The organism is Luteibacter sp. GL_149, assembly GCF_057834065.1.
This window is the reverse complement of the sequence record NZ_CM174395.1, coordinates 863,183-879,541: the sequence shown is the minus strand read 5'-3', so window position 1 is coordinate 879,541 and position 16,359 is coordinate 863,183. Positions and strand designations below refer to the sequence as shown.

Here is a 16,359-nt window from a genome sequence, read left to right as displayed (position 1 = left end):
ATCCCATGGCACAAATTACTCTTATCGAAGCCGTTACCCAGGCGCTCGCCTATGAAATGGCGCACGACGAAAGCGTCGTGGTGCTCGGCGAAGACGTCGGCGTCAACGGCGGCGTCTTCCGCGCCACGCAGGGCCTGCAGGAAAAGTTCGGCGAATGGCGCGTGCTGGACACGCCCCTGGACGAAACCACCATCGCCGGCGTCACCGTCGGCCTGGCCGTGCAGGGCATGAAGCCGGTCGCCGAAGCCCAGTTCGAAGGCTTCATCTATCCGATGATGGAACAGATCGCCTGCCACGCCGCGCGTCTGCGCAACCGCACGCGCGGTCGCATGACGGTACCGGCCGTGTGGCGCGCCCCGTGGGGCGGCGGCATCCGTGCGCCGGAACATCACTCCGAAGCGAACGAGCATCTGTTCACCAACATCCCGGGCCTGCGCGTCGTTATGCCGTCGTCGCCCGCGCGCGCCTACGGTCTGCTGCTGGCCGCGATCCGCGATCCCGATCCGGTGATGTTTTTCGAGCCGAAGCGCATCTATCGCCAGTACAAGGAAGAAGTGCCCGACGACGGCGAAGCGCTGCCGCTGGACGTGTGCTTCGTCCTGCGCGACGGCACCGACGTCACGCTGGTCACCTGGGGCGCCCAGGTGAAGGAATGCCTCGAAGCCGCCGACGAGCTGGCGCAGAAAGGCATCAGCGCCGAAGTCATCGACGTCGCCACGCTCACGCCGCTCGACTTCGACACGATCGCCGAATCGGTCACCAAGACCGGCCGCTGCGTCATCGTGCACGAGGCTCCGAAAACGGCCGGCTACGGCGCCGAGATCGCCGCGCGCCTGTCCGAGGAATGCCTCTACAGCCTGCTCGCTCCGGTCGAACGCGTGACGGGTTTCGACACGCATATTCCGCTGTTCCGTCTGGAAATGAAGTATCTGCCCAGCGTCGAACGCATCGTCGAAGCCGCCCAGCGCACGCTCGCCGCCAGCTAACCCATACGGAACCGACCACCATGGCCGATATCAAAACCTTCCACCTGCCCGACCTCGGCGAAGGCCTGCCCGACGCGACGATCGTCGAGTGGCACGTCAAGGTAGGCGACACGATCAAGCTCGACGCCCCGCTGGTGTCGATGGAAACCGCCAAAGCCGTCGTCGACGTGCCCTCGCCCTACTCCGGCAAGGTCACCAAGCTCTACGGTGCGGCCGGCGATATCATCGATACCGGCGCCGAAGTGGTCGATATCGAAATCGACCCGAACGCCAAACAGCGCGCCGAGGCGGAAGCCACGGGCCATCATCACGGCCCGAAGAAAAGCGTCGGCAGCCCGGCGCCGGACGATGCCGGCAAGGTTGTCGCGTCCGACGACGGCGGCGAGATCGAATCGAACGGCAAGAAAGCCGACCGCGAAGACGAAGGCACCGTCGTCGGCGCCATGGTCAGCGGTAGCCACGTGCACACCGAACAGGTCAGTACGGTCGGTGGCGTGAAGGCGGTCCCCGCCGTGCGCGCGCTGGCAAAGAAGATGAAGATCGATCTCTCCCGCGTCGCGCCGTCGGGCGCCGGCGGCGTGATCACCATGAAGGACGTGAAGGACGCCGCCGCGGACGGCTCGGCCGCGCTCGGCGCCGCCCCCGTCCGTTCGGCCGCCGCGCAGCATCTGGCGCCCACGCTGCCCGAGCCGGGCCCGGCACCGCAGCGCACGCCCGTGTCGCTGGCCGGCAAGCCGGTCCGTACGTCGCCTCCCGGTTCGCAGGCGATGGGTCAGCCCGAACAGCTGAAGGGCGTTCGTCGCAACATGGCGCGCGTCATGGCCGAGGCTCACGCCAACGTCGTGCCGACCACCATCGTCGACGATGCCGACCTGCACGCCTGGATCGGCAAGCAGGACATCACCGCCCGCCTGATCCGCGCCATCGTCACGGCCTGCAAGACCGTGCCGGCACTGAACGCATGGTTCGACGGCAAGAACCTCACCCGCACGCTGCATCCGCACGTGGACATCGGCATCGCGGTCGATACCGACGACGGCCTGTTCGTTCCCGCCCTGCGCAACGCCGACGTACTGGATGGCGCCGGCGTCCGCGCCGCGATCAAGCGCCTGCGTTCGCAGGTCGAAGATCGCAGCATCCCGGCTTCGGAGCTTTCGGGCTACACGATCAGCCTGTCGAACTTCGGCATGTTCGCCGGCCGCTACGCGACACCCGTCGTGGTTCCGCCGACCGTCGCCATCGTCGGCGCCGGCAAGCTCAGCCACGATGTGGTCGCCGTCATGGGCGGCATCGAAGTCCACCGCCGCATGCCACTGTCGCTGACCTTCGACCATCGCGCCGCCACGGGTGGCGAAGCCGCCCGCTTCCTGAAGGCGATGATCGACGACCTCGGACTGCCGAACTAAGGCAGGTTCAAAAAAAGCCCCGGGAAATATCCCGGGGCTTTTTTCTTGCGCCATCGTGTTCGAAGCGCTCCTACAAATACGACGCCCATACGGTCACAATGGGGCCATCATCCTTATGGAGTCATGTCGCGTGCGCCTGATCGGAATGCTCGATTCGCCCTTCGTACGTCGCGTGGCCGTCAGCTGCAAATTCATGGGCCTGCCCTTTTCCCATGAATCGCTCTCGGTGTTTCGCGATTTCGATACGTTCGCCTCGATCAACCCCGCCGTAAAAGCGCCGACGCTGGTGACGGACGACGGCGTGGTGCTGATGGATTCGAGCCTTATCCTCGACTACCTCGAACGCCTGGTCGCACCCGACCTGCGACTGACCCCGACCGATATCGGCGAATACGCGCGATCGCTGCGCATCGTGGGCCTCGCGCTCGTCGCCGCCGAGAAGGCGGTACAGGTCTATTACGAACTCAACAAGCGCCCCGAAGAAAAGCGTCACCAGCCCTGGCTGGATCGCGTCGACGGCCAGCTGCATGCGGCGTATCGCGCGCTGGAAGACCAGATCGGCCCGGGCGATGGCTGGCTGTTCGGGACAAAACCCCTGCAGGCGGACATCACCACCGCGGTGGCGTGGCGATTCGCCAAGGACGCCCTGCCCGAATTCCTGCATGATGAGCGCTATCCACGCCTTGCGGCCTTCGCCGAACGCGCCGAGGCGTTGCCGCCGTTCCGGGATACGCCGGCAGAATAACCTCGGCGATCGCCCTGCGGGAGGGGTATAAGGCGCGACTTTGACCGTGCTGCGTTACCCTAGCGTTTTAGGATCCCCTCTCCATGCTCAACAACGACACTCTTCGTAGCATCCGCTACATGCTCGATCTGGCCGACTTCCATGTCGTCGAGATGATCGGGCTGACCGGCGTGACCGTGGAACTGGCGGATGTGAACGCATGGCTGCGCCGCGAGGACGAGGAAGGCTTCAAGGCCTGCCCCGACGAAATCATGGCGCACTTCCTCGACGGCCTGATCGTCCGGCGCCGCGGTCGCGACGAAAGCCAGCCGACCCGCCCGGTCGAAAAGCGCGTGAACAACAACGTGGTGCTGAAGAAGCTTCGCGTCGCTTTCGAACTGAAGGACAGCGACCTCCACGAAATCATGCAGGCGGCGGGATTCCCCGTCTCCAAGCAGGAAATGAACGCTCTCTTCCGGCAGCCGAAGCACGCCAACTTCCGTCTTTGCGGCGACCAGTTCCTGCGCAATTTCCTGAAGGGTCTTACGCTGCGCCTGCGGCCCGGCTGATCCTTCCATGGCGACATCGCGGACGCTCTGCTAGCGTTCGACGGACAACCACAGCAAGGTCCGGAGACAAGGTCATGCACCATAGCCGCCTGTGCACGCTGGTCCTCGACTGCAAAGTCGACGACCTTGCCGAAGCCACGCAGTTCTGGAGTCGCGCGCTAGGCAAGCCCATCGTCACGACCGATCAGGATGGCGATGGCAAATACGCCGAACTCGATACCCCACCCGACGAACTACGCATCCTGCTTCAGCGCGTGGAGCACGACAGCCGCGTGCACCTGGACATCGAAACCAACGATCTGGAAGCCGAAGCGGCACGTCTCGAAGCGTTGGGCGCGACGCGGATCGCCATGGTGAAAGACAGGTGGTGGGTGATGGAAGCGCCGACAGGTCAACGCTTCTGTGTCGTGCATCGCCAGGGTGAGGAATTCGGACCGAACCTCAATCGCTGGGATTAAAACGCTTGCCTGTGTAGGAGCCCGTTGGCGGGCTCGAACGACCGGCAAACGGGTTTCTATGGTCGGCGGCGCCACACGTAGTAGCGAACCAGCATCGCCAGCGCCAGCACGGCAAGAAAACCGCCATAGCCATACAGCGCCGGAATCACCTGCTTCCAGATGCCGCCGCTCTCCGGCCCGAAGTCGCCGACCTGCTTGATTTCGACGGAGTCGAACGCGATCACCGCAAGCTGCACGGACGCCACCGCTGCGGCGATCAATGCCAGCACGTCGAACGCACGCCGGGTCGCGTTGCGGATCAGCGTCTTCGGATAGGCCCAATAAGCCCAGCCCAGGATCAGCAGCCACGGCGCCAGCAACAGGATCGCGAGATAACGCATGGCTATTCCGCCTCGGCCAGTGCGTCGAGCGCACCGCGCAAGCGCAACACGGCGGCGGCACGGGCGGCATCGTCCGGATGCGCGGGACTGGTGGCGACTACCGCGCCATCCAGCATCAGTGCGATATGACCGTCGCGCGATTCCACCGCAGCGTTCGTGCCACCCAGGGCTCCGAGGCGCTGGCGAAGCGCACCGGCCGCCTTCGGATCGGCGAAGGACTGCGAGAGAAGCAACTCCTCGCCGTCCGCGGCAAACAGACGGAAACGGAAGCTACCGTCCGTATCGCGGAAACTGGCGAAACGCGGCGGCTTCGCCTTGCCGGCATGCACCGCCACGGACGCGACGGCCGTCGGCTGGGGGCGATGCTTCGCGCTACGCAAGCCAACCGCGTCGCGCAGCGTAGCAACGAGCGGCGCCGCGATAGCGCGGGCCTTCGCCGCACCGGCAAGCAGGATGTCTTCCATATCGTCGGGACGCGCCATCAGTGCGTCGTAGCGCTCGCGCATCGGCGCCACGTCGGCTTCCACGCGCTCGAACAACACCTGTTTCGCTTCGCCCCATCCCAGGCCGCCCTTCAGCGCCTCGGCGAAAGCTGCCGTTTCCGCTGGCGTCGCGAAGGCCTTGAAGATGGTGAACAACGCCGAATCGTCCGTTTCCTTCGGCTCGCCCGGCAGGCGCGAGTCGGTCACGATGCGCATGATCGTTTCGCGCAAGCGCTTGGCGCCGCCCTCGAAAAGCGGAATGGTGTTGTCGTAGCTCTTGGACATCTTGCGCCCGTCGAGTCCGGGCAGCGTTGCCACCTGCTCCTCGATCTGTACTTCGGGCAACACGAAGAACTCGCGGCCATAGATATGGTTGAAACGTTGCGCGATATCGCGCGCCATTTCGATATGCTGGATCTGATCGCGCCCCACCGGCACCTTGTTCGCATTGAATGCGAGGATGTCCGCAGCCATCAGCACCGGATACATGTACAACCCAGCCGTGATGCCCGCATCGGCGTCTTCGCCGGACTCCACATTCTTGTCGACCGCCGCCTTGTACGCGTGGGCGCGATTGAGCATGCCCTTCGAGGACACGCAGGTCAGAAGCCAGGTCAGTTCCGGAATCTCCGGAATGTCCGACTGCCGGTAGAACGTGGCGTGGTTCGCATCGAGCCCGCCGGCCAGCCAGGTCGCCGCGATCTGCAAGCGGGACGCCTCGATGCGCGCCGGGTCGTCGCTCTTGATCAGCGCGTGATAGTCGGCCATGAAATAAAAGGCGTCGACGTTCGGATCGCGGCTGGCCACGATGGCCGGACGAATCGCACCGACATAGTTGCCGAGGTGCGGTGTGCCGGTGGTGGTGATACCGGTGAGTACGCGTGTATGCATGGCGATCTTGGGCTGGCGGGTAACCCCTCGAGTTTAGCTCGCCCGGCCCGACATAGCGCGACTCCGCCCTGCGGCAGGCCGTCGCGGGCCGCGGGCTGCTAGCGCATCAGCGTCGATTTGCCGAACAGCGACTCGACCAGGTCGACCGCGAGACGGGCCGTCTGGTTGCGCTTGTCGAACGCGGGATTCAACTCGACGATGTCCAGCGAACCCACGCGGCCGGTGTCCGCGATCATCTCCATGCACAGCTGCGCTTCGCGGTAGTTCGGACCGCCGCGCACCGTGGTGCCCACGCCGGGGGCAATGGAAGGATCGAGGAAATCGACGTCGAAGCTGACGTGGACATGCGTGTTTGCGTCGATATCGGCCAGCGCTTCTTCCATAGCGGCTTTCATGCCGATCTCGTCGATATAACGCATGTCGTAGATGTCGACGCCCACTTCGTGCACGAGCCGCTTCTCGCCCTCGTCCACCGAACGAATGCCGATCTGGCGGAAAACGTCCGGCGATGTCGCGGGCGTCACGTCGCCCAATCCGGTCAGCGCATCGGGACCGTAGCCACAAAGACAGGCCACGGGCATGCCGTGGATATTGCCCGATGGCGTGATCTGGCTGGTATTGAAGTCCGCATGGGCATCGAGCCAGATCACGCGCAACTTCGTACCCTTCTCGCGGCAATGCCGGGCCACGGCGGTGATGGAACCGATCGCCAGGCAATGATCTCCGCCGAGCATGACCGGCAGGTTGCCCTCTTTCAGTTCGGCATAGACGGCATCGTAGACAGCCGTATTCCAGGCGACGACCTCGTCCAGATGGCGATAGCCGTCGGTCGGCGGCGCCCATGGATTCAGCGGACCGGTGAGGTTGCCGCGATCGACGACGTGCATGCCACGGCGGGCAAGACGCGCACCGAGATTAGCGACACGCAGCGCTTCCGGGCCCATGGAACTGCCGCGATGACCGGCGCCGATATCGGTAGGCGCGCCCACCAGGGCGACCGAGCGGGTAACAGGACTCATGAATGTTCTCAGGGTGAGGGGTGTTCGCGCACGAGAGGACGGCCATCGGCGCGCCAGGCGTCGACGCTGCCTTCGAGCAGATGCACGTTGGTGTAACCGAGCGACTGGAGCGTATCGCGGGCACGTGCGGCGCGCTTGCCGGACTTGCAGTAAACGACGACTTCGCGATCGCGCGGCACGCCGAGCACGCCATGCCGCGCGGCGATTTCGTCGACCGGTACGTTCAGTGCGCCGGCGATATGCCCGTCGCCGTATTCGGCGGGCGTGCGCACATCGAGCAGGAGCGGCGCGGCGTGGCGCTGCTGCAGATCGGCGAAAGCGGGACGGGTGACGTCCTGAGCAAAGCCGGATAACGGCAGCGACAGTACAAGCATCAGCAGGATCATGCGAAAACGAATCATCCGCCGAGTGTACATCGGGCGTCCGGACAGTCTCATTGCAGTGCGGTAACCGGGCCGGGCCGTTTCGCGAAACCCGGCTTCCCGGCTGCGGATTCCAGCGTCTGCATTCTGAGCGGACATTGGTGAAGACAGCCTGTGGCTTGTGAATCTCAGGGCTGGGTCCTAGTCCTCGGGCGCGGTAGCTAGCAACACACAGAGAAGGCACGAGGCGTGGACAATATAACTGTACGGAACGGACGACATGGCGTACGCGGGACGCTGGAGCCTGAATCTGAACGCTTTGGTTGAAACCTACGACCGCTGGCCTATTGCGTCCTCGCTTCACAACACATATATACAGGTCATGATTGTATATACACGCTAAAGTTATGCCCATTGAAGCCGCATAAGATTGTATATACAATGCATGGCCGACAAGGAGAGATGTCCGTGGGCTTCAAGTTCTCCAAGGCTGTCATCGAAAAACTTCGAGACAAGCATGGCATCACGCAAAAAGAGGTGATTGAGTGCTTCGCTAACGGTGAAGGATTCTACTTTGAAGACACGTTGGAGGATCACAAGACTGATCCCCCAACGTGGTGGTTCATGGCCCCAACGAATCACGACCGTATGCTGAAGGTCTGTTTCGTCCGCCGCGATGGCGATATCGAGATCAAAACCGGCTTCGAACCTACAAACGAAAAACACCTTGAACTGTACCGTCAGTTAGCTGGACTGCCCGCCTGCTGGCCCTACGAGGAGTAACAAGATGAGCAACAAGATCCCGGGATCCATAGAGAACTGGGAAGATGGCAAGCTCGGGCTTAGCCGCGATAGCGCACGCGCCGCGTCGGCTGAAGAGACCGCAATGATCGACAAGGCCACGGGCCTCAACATGCAGGCAATTTCGATCCGCCTGCCCCAGGACCTCCTGAATGTATTGAAGGAGATTGCGAAGTATCGTGGCGTCGGTTATCAGCCTATGGTCCGCGATCTGCTCCAACGATGGGCTGTAGGAGAGATTAAGACCATCCTGTCAGAGCGTATCGGCGAAGCGGAAAAACGCGAGGCCGAATTCAATAAGGTTGAATCCTTGGCTGGAGACCTCCGCCGCCAAGCTTGACTACAAAAGATAGAGAACCCGCTTCGGCGGGTTTTTTATGCCAAGGGCCAAGAACGTTCTCACACATGACCAGCACAACCATATCGTTGCAGGCGACCGCCTCATCCAAATGCTTCTGCACGTTGAAAGCGCGCTTCTGAGTCGGATGGATTTCTCCCAGGTATTGCCTAGGGGATAAACGAAAAGACCCGCCCGAAGGCAGGTCTTTGATTTTCTTGGTGCCGGCACCCGGATTCGAACTGGGGACCTACCGCTTACAAGGCGGTTGCTCTACCAACTGAGCTATGCCGGCATCAGGGCGGCGATTCTAGCAGGATGGACGCAGGCTCAGAAACAGCCCGTCGAGCGCGTGGCGATGCCCGGTGTACGGACGCTGCGTTTCCAGTCGAAATTCGCGTCGTCGGCCACCACCAGATCCAGCCACCAGACCGGCGTGGTCTCCGTACGTTCGCTCATTTTCGCCGGGAAACCCTGCACGGCGACCTCGTCGCGACGTTTGCGCGCATTGGCCGGGTCGTGGAACAGACCCAGCGCCACGGTATTCTGCAGGTCGCCGGCCGTCACCACGAAATAATCCTTCACGCCCTTGGCTTCCAGCTTGCGTGCCTCGGCCAGCGCCTGTTCGCGCGTGGCGTAAGCGGGCAGGAAAACGCGCCATCCGCGCGACTGGCTGGTCTGCTCCTGCCGCGAGCGCATGCGGGCCGTTCGCGGAGAAAGCGCGGTGCGGGCCGCGCGCATATCGGCCTGATTCGAGAAAGGCCCCAGCGCGAGACAGCGGTAGCTGCGGCGCGTGCTTTCCCCCGCGCTGGACGCCGGTGCGGGAGGCGGTGACGGCGCGGCAGCCACCGACTGCACGGGCACGGGCGCGGCGGATGCCGGCGCCACTGGCGAGGACGAAGCCGGGGTCACAAGGGCAACGGGTCTCGCCGGTGCCGCGATCGACATGGCCGGCGCCGGCAACTCGGCCAGCAGACGCAGTTTCGGTACGCCCTTGTCCGTGGGATCGACCGCGTGCACGCTGCTGTCCCCGAGCCACAGCCACGCCGCCACAGCGATGTTCAGGGCAATCAGCAGGACGAAAAGCAGGCGAGGCAGCATCGAAGGCCTTTGCGGAAGACGTGAGGCCCGATGGCCCGCGAACGGCGTGGATTCTAGATGGAATCGCCGCTCGGGGAATGAGTCGCGGCCCATACGGCCAGACCGCGCAGCACGGTATCGGGAACCAGCGTGACCGGATAGTCGAGCAAGGGAGCGAGGACATCGGCATCGCCACCGCCCAGCGTGATGGTGGGCGAGCCCCCCAGCGAGCCGGACGCACGCGTCACGAAGCGGTCGACCAGCGCCGCGGCGGCCTGCCAGCAGCCCGATACCAGGGCGTCGGCGGTGTTGTCGGCCAGGTCGCGCAGGCTGCCTGTCCGGGACGGTCGCACCTGCACCGTCGCACCCAGCACCGACTGCTGCATCAGCAACGGGCCCGGCGCGATCCAGCCGCCGAGATGACGGCCGTCGGCGGCCAGCGCGTCCAGCGTCAATGCCGTGCCGACGCTGGCGAGAACGCACGGCGCCCGTCCGCTGGCTTTCGCATCGACCATGGCCAGGAAGCGGTCGACACCGAGACGCTGGGGTTCGGCGTAAGCGTTGACGACGCCACAGGCTTGCGCCGGCGAACGCACCCACTGCACGGCACGCACGAAGACGTCGCGTGCCGCGTCGGACACCAGCATTTCGCGCGCCGCGTCCACGACGGAAGCGCCTACGATGCGTTCGGGCACTGGCCAGGTTTGCCAGAGCAGCTCCAGTTCGTGGCCGATGTCCGCATCCCAGCCGAAGGCGCCGCGGCGCACGAATTCGTCGCCGTCCAGCAGCGCGAACTTGAGCCGGGTATTGCCGAGGTCGAGCAGGAGGATCATGGCTTTCCCTGTCTGCGCACGGAAACGTCCGCACTGTCGATCGCAACGATATCGCCTTCGGCGCGGCGCACCAGCAACGCGCCGCGAGGATCGACACCTTCGCCCGTTCCGGAGAACTCGCTCTGCGCGCCGATCACCCGCAACGGCTCGCCCTTGAGCAAATCGTACCGCGCATAGTCCGCGACGAAACCCGCGAAACCCTGGCGGTCGAACTGGCGCAATCCTTCCACCAGTTTTTCGATAAGCACCCCCGCGACGCGATTGCGACCGGGCGGATCGTCGCCACGCAGCGAAGCAAGATCGGTGATCGGTTGTTCCGCCAGTTCGTGCAGCGCATCCGGAAGACGAATATTGACGCCGATGCCGATCACGGCCGTACAGGGGCCGAGGTATTCGCCGCTGAGCTCCACGAGAATGCCCGCCAGCTTCGCCTGCCCGGCCAGCACATCGTTCGGCCACTTCAGTCCGGCCGTGCGGATGCCGAGTTCGTCGAGCGCGCGCATCAGGATCACACCCACGGCCAGCGACAGGCCGGTCATTCCCGCGAAGCCACCGTCGAAGCGTTTGAGTATCGACAGGTACAGATTCATACCTGGCGGCGACAGCCACGCCCGGCCGCGCCGGCCGCGCCCCGCCGACTGCATTTCGCCGATGACGATGCTGCAGTCGTCCAGGGTGGGAAGCCGCCGCTGGAGTTCGCTCGACGTGGAGTCGATCTCCCAGTGCACTTCCAGCAGCCCCAGGTCCTGCGCGATGTCCGGGGCGAGATGCTCGCGAATGCGCGCAGGATCGAGCAGTTCGGTGCGCCACGGCAACCGGTATCCACCGCCGACCTTTGCCTCGACCGGCACGCCCTTCAGGCGCAGCGCCTCGATCTGCTTCCACACGGCCGCACGGGTCACGCCGGCGCGACGCGCGAGCGCGGCACCCGATACGGCCTCGCCTGTCGCGAGGGCCTCGAGAAGATCGCGGGCGAGCATCAGGGCGCGCGTGCCGTACGGACGGAGGAGGAACGTAGGGGGACGATGAGGCACATCGGCCGATTTTAAGGCAGCGTGAAGGCGCACGCCCATTTCCGGGACAATATAGCCGTCGATCAGCCCGGGCAAGGTAGCCTACCGGCATCTAAGCGCATGATCTTTCGAAATAAAAGGAAGAACCCGCCAGCCCGGGGCTCCTGGCACTGGCGAGCCCCGAAAGTTTCTGAGAGGATCGGCCGTCCCCACGGGACTCTTAGGGGTTACCCGATGAATGCCAGAACATACGTGTTCGGACTGCTGTGTGTCACCGGTGCCACGGGTACCGCTGTCGCATCGAGTGTCGACCTGACCGGCAACCTGCTCTCGGTGGGCGGGAATGCTGCGTCGTCGGCAAACTTCGAAAGCGGTTCGTCGCGTAGTGCACAGGGCTCGTCGCGTAACAGCGAGAATGGCGGCGACATCATGTCGACGCGCAACGTCGGCACCACCTCGCGTAATACCAGCACGGCCATGCCGTCCACCGGCGAAGCGGACGAAAGCCAGCGCGATGGCTCGCCCGCACCGACTGCCCGCTCGCAAAACCCCAGCTGGCAGTCGTTACTGCCCGGCTCGATGCTCTGAACGCCTGACGCTTCGCCGTCGGCAACACTTCCGTTTCGATCCCTTCGTCCCGATATCGGAACGAACGCGTCATCGTGCGCACACTGAAGCTTCCGCGTGATCGAACGTCTACGACGCTACCTGGCACGCTTTCGCTCGCCCCCCGTCCCTATCGACGAGTCGCTGTGGAAGCACGCGTTGCAACGGGTGCCGCTGGCCCGGTCGCTGCCGGCCGCGAAACAGGTACAGCTGCGCGAACTGGTCACGGCGTTCCTTCACCGCAAGCGATTCCACGCCATTGCCGGCGCCGCGCTGGACGACTTCTGGCGCCTGGCCATTGCGATGCAAGCCTGTCTTACCGTACTGACGCAGGGAACGAAGGCGCTGGATGGCTGGACGAACATCCTCGTGTATCCGGGCGAATTCAACGTGCGGCGCAGCCATCACGATGCGCGCAGCGGCGTGGTGCACGAAAGCGACGACACGCTGATCGGCGAAGCGTGGGAGCGCGGTCCCATGATCCTGTCGCTGAACGACGTGGCGCTGGATCTCGAAGCGCCATGGGACGGTTACAACGTGGTCGTGCACGAAATGGCGCACAAGCTCGACATGCGATCCGGCCCGGCCAACGGCGTTCCGCTGCTGCCGCCCACGATCAAGCGTCGCGAGTGGATCGACAGCATGCAGCGGGGATTCGACCGGCTATCGCGCGAGGTCGCTCGCGGACGCCGTACGCGGATCGATCCGTACGCCGCCGAAGCACCCGAGGAATATTTCGCCGTAACGAGCGAACTGCACTTCTCGCAACCGGGCCTGCTGGCACAGGAGCAACCGGACGTCGCCCGACTTCTTGCCGCGTACTACGGACCGTCGCCCACCGCCTGATCAACCCGGTGGAATGCGTACCGTGAAACGTGCGCCGCCCAGTTCTTCCGAACGGTCGACCTGCATCTCGCCCTGATATGCCTTGACGATATCCTGCACGATCGACAGGCCGATACCGTGGCCCTGCACGCGTTCGTCGCCACGCACGCCTCGTTGCAGCACGCGGCCGATTTTGTCTTCCGCGATGCCGGGACCGTCGTCTTCGACAATCAACAGCAGGCCCCGGCGGCCGGCGCCGGTGCCAAGCGAACGCGCCGTCAGCAGCACGCGATGCTGCGCCCACTTGAATGCGTTCTCGACAAGATTGCCCATCAGTTCGAGCAGATCGCCCTGCTCGCCCGGGAATGCCGCACCGTTGTCGATTTCGAACTCGCACAGGACGTTCTTCGCGGCGTAGACCTTTTCCAGGCTCTGCACGAGGTCTTCCGCGTGGCCCGCGATTTCCACGGCCGAGGCGAAAGTCTGCCTGCCGGACGTCGCCGCACGCGATAACTGGTAGGCCACGAGTTCGTCCATACGGCGCACCTGGTCCACCAGATCGCCACGCAACTGCGCGCCGTCGGGTGCGGATTCCAGCTGCGAACGAATCACCGCCAGCGGTGTTTTCAGACTGTGGGCGAGATCCGCCAATGTGTCGCGATATCGCGTGCGTTGCTCGCGCTCGCTGTCGATGAATGCGTTGAGGCGACGCGTCAGCACCGTCAGTTCGACCGGATACGGTCCGTCCAGATGATCGCGGCTGCCGCGCTCGATATGTGCCAGATCGCTCGAAACGCGACGCAACGGAAGCAGGCTCCAGCGCAGCAGGAACAGCTGAAGCAGCATGAGCATCATGCCCAGCATCGCCAGCCACAGGAACTGCGTACGCCGGTAAGTAGCGACCTGGCGTTCGAACTGATCCTCGGTTTGCGCCACCGCGAACGTCAGCGGGACCGAACGCTTTTCGGTACTGTCCAGCGACACGCCGTAACTGAAAACGTATAGCCGTCCGCTACGCGTTTCCACAGGCTCGAATGCGGTTTCGCCGGGCGCCAGCATGCGCACGAAATCGAAGTCGCGACCGAGCGCGGACGACGACTCCCAACGGAAGTTGTCGTTGCCGACGATGATCGCGTAGAGGCCCGAGCCCGGCCGCGAGAAATCGGGATTGGGCTGACTGTCCGGCGTAGTGACCTTGCCGGCGCGTGTGATGTCCGTACCGGTGATGTAAGCGATGGCGTAGTTGTGCAGCCGGTCGTGCATGGCGCTCAGTTCGCTGGCGTAATTCGCCTTGTTCTGAGCGAGCCCCGTCAGGCCGAGAAAGGCGGCCAGCGCGAAACCCGTGGCAAGCGCCGCACGCGCCGCAAGGGACAGGGGCCGGGGCTGCTTATGTAGGAAAGCCATATCCATGTGCGGCTAGCTTGCATCGCCTGATGTTGGCGCGTCGGCTGCCAGCGGCACGGAGCCGCCGGCACGCGCCGGTAAACGGATCAATCCTCGTCCGCTTCGTTGCGCGGAATGGCGAAGCGGTAACCGCGGCCACGCACCGTCTCGATGGGCTTGAGGGCACTTTCCGGGTCGAGCTTGCGACGCAGGCGGCCGATGAAAACCTCCAGCACGTTCGAGTCGCGATCGAAATCCTGCTGATAGATGTGTTCGGTGAGATCGGCCTTGGAGACCAGCTCGCCCGCATGCAGCATCAGGTATTCCAGCACCTTGTACTCGTAGCTGGTCAGGTCGACCTGCCGGCCTTCGACGGTAACCGTCTGCGCCGTGGTGTCGAGCTTGATCGGACCGCATGCCAGCACCGGCTTGGACCAGCCGCTGGCACGACGGACCAGCGCGTTGATGCGCGCCAGCAGCTCTTCGACGTGGAAGGGCTTGACCAGATAGTCGTCGGCGCCGTACTTCAGGCCTTCGACCTTGTCCTGCCAGCTACCGCGCGCCGTAAGAATAAGAATGGGATAGCGCTGGCCGTGCTCGCGCAGGGCCTTGACCAGGTCCATGCCCGACAGCTTGGGCAGCCCCAGGTCGATGATCGCCAGATCGAACGGCACTTCGCGGCCCAGGTACAGGCCTTCCTCGCCGTCTTGCGCGGCATCGACCGCGAAGCCGTCGCGTTTCAGGCGTGCGGCGAGAGTCTCGCGCAGCGGTGCTTCGTCCTCTACCAACAGGATGCGCATCAATGTTTCTCCTTATTGTCCCGGTCGGTCGCTTCCGGAATCTTGGCCGTTTCGGTACGGACGGGCACCACGCGAACGTGCCCGTCTAGGGTAAGCACTTTCACGCGGTATTCGGTGATGCGGCCGCGCTCGACGAGCCGCGTATCCGCCGACAACACCTTTCCCCCCGTGTCTTTCTGAACTTTGCTCACCGCCTGCTCCAGCGTCAACGCCTGATCGGACGCGGCACAGACGGATGCGCCACAAAGCAGCGCGGCGAAAAATAGCGGACGAAACGTGATTTTCATGTTTGGCGCTGGCACGGCGGCCGTAAGGCTAATCGGCCGATCATGCCGGGCTGAATTGAATTGCTCCTGAATACGGCTCACGCGGCCTGTCGCATTGGCGCGAGAGCAGCCTCCACGAGGGCCCAACCGGCTCCCGGCAAGTGGGCGCCTTCGCTCAGTGTACGGCGGAAACCGCGGGCCCCGGGCTCCCCCTGGTACAGCCCCAGGATATGCCGGGAGATGTGCTTCAGCTGGGTTCCTCGGGCCAGTTCGGCCTCGATGTAGATACGCATGTGCTCCAGAACCTCGGCCCGATCCACCAACGGTGCACCGTACAGCTCAGTCTCCAGCCGCGCCAGCAGGAAGGGGTCGTGATAGGCGCTGCGACCCAGCATGACGCCATCGACCCGGGCCAGGTGCTCCTTGACCGCATCCACCGTCGTGATGCCGCCATTGATGACGACGACCAGTTCCGGGAACTCCCGCTTGAGGCGATAGACCCGCTCGTAGTCCAGCGGCGGGATGTCGCGATTTTCCTTGGGACTCAGACCCTGCAGCCACGCCTTGCGGGCATGGACCACCAGAATCCCCACCCCCGCGGCCATCATCTGTTCGGTGAAATGCTGGAGGTCGGCATAGTCGTCCTGATCGTCCACCCCGATCCGGCATTTCACCGTCACCGGCACGTCCACGGCATCGGCCATGGCCCGAACGCAGTCGGCCACCAGCGCCGGCTCGCGCATCAGGCACGCCCCGAACTTGCCCGACTGGACCCGGTCGGACGGGCAACCGACGTTGAGGTTGATCTCGTCATACCCCGCCACCGCCCCCATCCGCGCCGCCAGCGCCAGCTCCACGGGATCGCTGCCGCCCAGTTGCAAGGCGACCGGGTGTTCCTCGTGGCTGTGTTCAAGCAGGCGCGTCTGACCGCCGCGCACCAGCGCCGCGCTGGTCACCATCTCCGTATAAAGCCGGGCATGGGGCGACAGCAGACGGTGGAAATACCGGCAATGCCGGTCCGTCCAGTCCATCATCGGTGCGACGGTCAAACGCCATGCTTCGGCTTTCGCTGGAATTCGGCTTTCTGGCGCGGGTTTGATGGGTGTATCCATGTTGCACGTTCTCGGGATTGACGGGG

The 16,359-nt window shown here is 64.1% G+C and carries 20 protein-coding genes and 1 tRNA gene; 9 read left to right on the top strand and 12 right to left on the bottom strand.

All coding sequences use genetic code 11. The features are described from left to right. Positions 1-5 precede the first annotated feature (5 nt). The 5 genes from AC3IR3_RS03940 to AC3IR3_RS03920 all read left to right on the top strand — a co-directional run bounded on the left by AC3IR3_RS03940 (position 6) and on the right by AC3IR3_RS03920 (position 4,143). On the top strand, positions 6-986 hold the full coding sequence (locus AC3IR3_RS03940; protein WP_132142043.1) for an alpha-ketoacid dehydrogenase subunit beta: 981 nt from the start codon (positions 6-8) through the stop codon (positions 984-986). A gap of 20 nt (positions 987-1,006) precedes the next feature. Next, the gene (locus AC3IR3_RS03935; protein ID WP_489195716.1) at positions 1,007-2,392 is read left to right on the top strand and encodes a dihydrolipoamide acetyltransferase family protein; all 1,386 of its coding nucleotides are present in this window, start codon (positions 1,007-1,009) and stop codon (positions 2,390-2,392) included. Between the two features lie 130 nt (positions 2,393-2,522). Next, positions 2,523-3,137, top strand: a complete 615-nt coding sequence (locus tag AC3IR3_RS03930) for a glutathione S-transferase family protein (protein ID WP_489195715.1) — start codon at positions 2,523-2,525, stop codon at positions 3,135-3,137. An 83-nt stretch (positions 3,138-3,220) separates the two neighbouring features. Continuing rightward, positions 3,221-3,685, top strand: a complete 465-nt coding sequence (locus tag AC3IR3_RS03925; protein ID WP_489195714.1) for a YehS family protein — start codon at positions 3,221-3,223, stop codon at positions 3,683-3,685. 74 nt (positions 3,686-3,759) lie between these two features. Beyond that, positions 3,760-4,143, top strand: coding sequence for a VOC family protein (locus AC3IR3_RS03920; RefSeq protein ID WP_489195713.1), 384 nt, complete (start codon positions 3,760-3,762; stop codon positions 4,141-4,143). 56 nt (positions 4,144-4,199) lie between these two features. Here the strand turns inward: AC3IR3_RS03920 and AC3IR3_RS03915 are convergent, their stop codons facing one another. The 4 genes from AC3IR3_RS03915 to AC3IR3_RS03900 all read right to left on the bottom strand — a co-directional run bounded on the left by AC3IR3_RS03915 (position 4,200) and on the right by AC3IR3_RS03900 (position 7,316). Beyond that, on the bottom strand, positions 4,200-4,523 hold the full coding sequence (locus AC3IR3_RS03915; RefSeq protein WP_132142048.1) for a hypothetical protein: 324 nt from the start codon (positions 4,521-4,523) through the stop codon (positions 4,200-4,202). 2 nt (positions 4,524-4,525) lie between these two features. Continuing rightward, positions 4,526-5,896 (bottom strand): tryptophan--tRNA ligase, encoded by a 1,371-nt coding sequence (locus AC3IR3_RS03910; protein WP_489195712.1) that lies wholly within the window; start codon positions 5,894-5,896, stop codon positions 4,526-4,528. A gap of 98 nt (positions 5,897-5,994) precedes the next feature. Beyond that, positions 5,995-6,915 carry an arginase gene (gene rocF, locus AC3IR3_RS03905; protein WP_489195711.1) on the bottom strand — a complete coding sequence of 307 codons (921 nt, stop codon included), beginning with the start codon at positions 6,913-6,915 and terminating at the stop codon, positions 5,995-5,997. An 8-nt stretch (positions 6,916-6,923) separates the two neighbouring features. Further along, positions 6,924-7,316, bottom strand: a complete 393-nt coding sequence (locus tag AC3IR3_RS03900) for a rhodanese-like domain-containing protein (protein WP_489195710.1) — start codon at positions 7,314-7,316, stop codon at positions 6,924-6,926. 429 nt (positions 7,317-7,745) lie between these two features. Between AC3IR3_RS03900 and AC3IR3_RS03895 the strand changes: the two genes are divergently transcribed. Together AC3IR3_RS03895 and AC3IR3_RS03890 are read left to right on the top strand one after the other, a co-directional pair. Further along, positions 7,746-8,060, top strand: a complete 315-nt coding sequence (locus AC3IR3_RS03895; RefSeq protein WP_489195709.1) for a BrnT family toxin — start codon at positions 7,746-7,748, stop codon at positions 8,058-8,060. A gap of 4 nt (positions 8,061-8,064) precedes the next feature. Next, positions 8,065-8,418, top strand: a complete 354-nt coding sequence (locus tag AC3IR3_RS03890) for a CopG family antitoxin (protein ID WP_489195708.1) — start codon at positions 8,065-8,067, stop codon at positions 8,416-8,418. A gap of 216 nt (positions 8,419-8,634) precedes the next feature. Here AC3IR3_RS03890 and AC3IR3_RS03885 read toward each other — a convergent pair. The 4 genes from AC3IR3_RS03885 to AC3IR3_RS03870 all read right to left on the bottom strand — a co-directional run bounded on the left by AC3IR3_RS03885 (position 8,635) and on the right by AC3IR3_RS03870 (position 11,308). Beyond that, positions 8,635-8,710: transfer RNA gene (locus AC3IR3_RS03885), tRNA-Thr, on the bottom strand. Between the two features lie 35 nt (positions 8,711-8,745). Further along, positions 8,746-9,516, bottom strand: coding sequence for an SPOR domain-containing protein (locus AC3IR3_RS03880; protein ID WP_489195707.1), 771 nt, complete (start codon positions 9,514-9,516; stop codon positions 8,746-8,748). A gap of 53 nt (positions 9,517-9,569) precedes the next feature. Then, complete coding sequence (locus tag AC3IR3_RS03875; protein ID WP_489195706.1) at positions 9,570-10,328, bottom strand: type III pantothenate kinase; 759 nt, start codon at positions 10,326-10,328, stop codon at positions 9,570-9,572. Continuing rightward, a complete protein-coding gene (locus AC3IR3_RS03870; RefSeq protein ID WP_489195705.1) occupies positions 10,325-11,308 on the bottom strand; it encodes a biotin--[acetyl-CoA-carboxylase] ligase in 984 nt (327 codons plus the stop codon). The genes AC3IR3_RS03875 and AC3IR3_RS03870 overlap by 4 nt, the downstream gene beginning before the upstream one ends. Before the next feature lie 267 nt (positions 11,309-11,575). Here AC3IR3_RS03870 and AC3IR3_RS03865 point away from each other — a divergent pair, with 267 nt between their 5' ends. Continuing rightward, on the top strand, positions 11,576-11,929 hold the full coding sequence (locus tag AC3IR3_RS03865) for a hypothetical protein (RefSeq protein ID WP_489195704.1): 354 nt from the start codon (positions 11,576-11,578) through the stop codon (positions 11,927-11,929). A 96-nt stretch (positions 11,930-12,025) separates the two neighbouring features. Then, complete coding sequence (locus AC3IR3_RS03860; protein ID WP_489195703.1) at positions 12,026-12,793, top strand: M90 family metallopeptidase; 768 nt, start codon at positions 12,026-12,028, stop codon at positions 12,791-12,793. Here the strand turns inward: AC3IR3_RS03860 and AC3IR3_RS03855 are convergent, their stop codons facing one another. The 4 genes from AC3IR3_RS03855 to dusA form a co-directional block, all read right to left on the bottom strand. Next, on the bottom strand, positions 12,794-14,176 hold the full coding sequence (locus AC3IR3_RS03855; protein WP_489195702.1) for an ATP-binding protein: 1,383 nt from the start codon (positions 14,174-14,176) through the stop codon (positions 12,794-12,796). Positions 14,177-14,262: 86 nt separating this feature from the next. Further along, positions 14,263-14,955, bottom strand: a complete 693-nt coding sequence (locus tag AC3IR3_RS03850; RefSeq protein WP_072321955.1) for a response regulator transcription factor — start codon at positions 14,953-14,955, stop codon at positions 14,263-14,265. Continuing rightward, positions 14,955-15,242, bottom strand: a complete 288-nt coding sequence (locus AC3IR3_RS03845) for a PepSY domain-containing protein (protein WP_132142795.1) — start codon at positions 15,240-15,242, stop codon at positions 14,955-14,957. Before AC3IR3_RS03845 ends, AC3IR3_RS03850 begins: the two co-directional genes overlap by 1 nt. Before the next feature lie 77 nt (positions 15,243-15,319). Then, complete coding sequence (gene dusA, locus AC3IR3_RS03840) at positions 15,320-16,255, bottom strand: tRNA dihydrouridine(20/20a) synthase DusA (protein ID WP_489225040.1); 936 nt, start codon at positions 16,253-16,255, stop codon at positions 15,320-15,322. Between the last annotated feature and the right edge of the window lie 104 nt (positions 16,256-16,359).